Source organism: Microbacterium sp. CPCC 204701, assembly GCF_004010105.1.
In the GTDB taxonomy this organism is placed as follows: Bacteria; Actinomycetota; Actinomycetes; order Actinomycetales; family Microbacteriaceae; genus Microbacterium.
The window spans coordinates 1-2,303 of sequence record NZ_RRYE01000436.1; the positions used below are offsets into that span (position 1 = coordinate 1).

General features: G+C 72.8%; 1 protein-coding gene. It reads right to left on the reverse strand.

Annotated features, from left to right (window positions below; genetic code table 11):
• The coding region (locus EIO58_RS16450; protein WP_274543221.1) for a helicase-related protein at nt 1-2,303 on the reverse strand (2,303 nt) is incomplete at both ends.

The following is a 2,303-nucleotide window of genomic DNA, read 5'->3' on the forward strand; positions in this document are numbered from 1 at the left end:
CGCCGACCTCGCCGGCGTCGAGCGGACCCAGCAGGCGCAGCAGGTCGGCGACGCCTTCGAGCCCGCGCGCACGGCGGTCGGGGTCGAGCCGCTGCGCCTCGCGCTCGAACTGCGCGATGACGTCGGGATCGAGCAGCTCGCGCATCTCGACCTTGCCGAGCAGCTCTCCCAGCAGCGCCGGATCGACCGACAGGGCGGCGGCCCGCCGCTCGGCGAGCGGGGAGTCGCCCTCGTACATGAAGGCGCCGACGTACCCGAACAGCAGGTCGCGCGCGAACGGCGACGGCTGCGCCGGCTCGGTCTCGATGAGGCGGATGCGGCGGTCGACGATGCCGCGCATGAGTCGCAGCAGCGACGGCACGTCGTAGACGTCCTGCAGCACCTCGCGCAGCGTCTCGAGGATGATCGGGAACGTGGGGTACCGCCGAGCGACCTCGAGCAGCTGCGCGGACCGCTGGCGCTGCTGCCACAGGGGCGTGCGCTTGCCGGGGTTGCGGCGCGGCATGAGGAGCGCGCGTGCCGCGCACTCGCGGAACCTCGAGGCGAACAGCGCGGATCCGCCGACCTCCTCGGTCACGAGCTGGTCGAGCTCATCCGGATCGAAGACGAACAGGTCGGCCCCGGGAGGCTCGGCCGCGGCGTCGGGGACCCGCGCGATGATGCCGTCGTCGCTCGCGACCGCCGACCCGTCGACGCCGAGCCGCTCGCGGATGCGCGCGTTCACGGCCAGCGCCCACGGCGCGTGCACCTGCATGCCGTAGGGGGAATGCAGGATGACGCGCCAGTCGCCGACCTCGTCGCGGCCGCGCTCGACAGTGAGCTGCCGGTCGGTCGGAAGCGTGCCGGTGGCCTCGCGCTGCTCGGCGAGGTAGGCGAGCAGGTTGTCGCGCGCGTAGTCGTCGAGCCCCGCCTCGCGCAGTCGCGCCTCGGCCTGGTCGGGCTTCGCGGTCGACACTTCGCGCGAGAACCTGCCGAGCGCCTCGCCGAGCTCGGCGGGCCGCCCGATGCCGTCGCCGTGCCAGAACGGCACCTTGCCGGGCTGCCCGAACGCCGGCACGACGTTGACGCGATCGTGGGTGATCTCGACGATGCGCCAGCTCGTCGTGCCGAGGGTGAACACGTCATTGACGCGGGACTCGTACACCATCTCCTCGTCGAGCTCGCCGACGCGCGCGTTCTGCGACTCGCCCGCGACGAAGACGCCGAAGAGCCCTCGGTCGGGGATCGTGCCCCCGCTCGTGACCGCGATGTGCTGTGAACCCGGCCGGCCGGTGAGCACGCCGAGGTCGCGGTCCCACACGACGCGCGGCCGCAGCTCGGCGAACTCGTCAGAGGGGAACCGGCCGGCGATGAGGTCGAGCGTCGCCTCGTACGCCGAGCGCGGCAGCGAGCGGAACGGAGCGCTGCGCTTGAGCGTCTCGTACCAGCCCTCGACATCGACCGGCCCGATGGATGCGGCCGCCACCGTGTGCTGCGCCAGGATGTCGAGCGGGTTCTGGGGGACCGCGATCGCCTCGATCTGGCCCGCCAGCATGCGCTCCGTCACGATCGCGGTGTGCAGCACGTCGCCGCGATGCTTCGGGAACAGGGCGGCACGGCTCACCTCGCCCACCTGGTGCCCGGCGCGGCCGATCCGCTGAAGCCCCGAGGCGGCGCTCGGCGGAGCCTCGACCTGGATCACCAGGTCGACGGCGCCCATGTCGATGCCGAGCTCGAGGCTCGAGGTCGCCACGACGCACCGCAGCGCACCGGACTTCAGCTCCTCCTCGACCTGCGCCCGCTGCTCCTTCGACACCGATCCGTGGTGCGCCTTCGCGAGCACCGGCTCGGCGCCCGCCGTCGCACCGGCCTGTGCCATCATCGCGGCGGGGACTGTCGGCTCCGGCAGGTCGAGCCCCAGCCGCTCGGAGTAGATCTCGTTGAGCCGACCGGTCAACCGCTCGGCCAGCCTCCGGGAGTTGCAGAAGACGATCGTGGAGCGGTGCTGCAGGATCCGATCGACGATCGCCTCCTCGACGTGCGGCCACACCGAACCCGTGATCTCGGTCTCGCCGGCGCCGGGCGCCCGCCTCCCGGCGTCCGAGCCCGCCGCGGTCCCTGAGCGTGCCGAAGGGCCGTCGGCGAACCAGTCCTCGTCGACCGCTTCGTCGGGCTCGGCGGCGGGGGCTGAGGCATCCGTCTCGCCGCTCGCGTACGGGCTCGGCGGGGGCGGCGGATTCAGCATGTCGCCGATCGGCACCACGACCCTCATGTCGAACGCCTTCGACGCGCGAGGCGCCACGATCTCGACCGGTTCGGCGCCG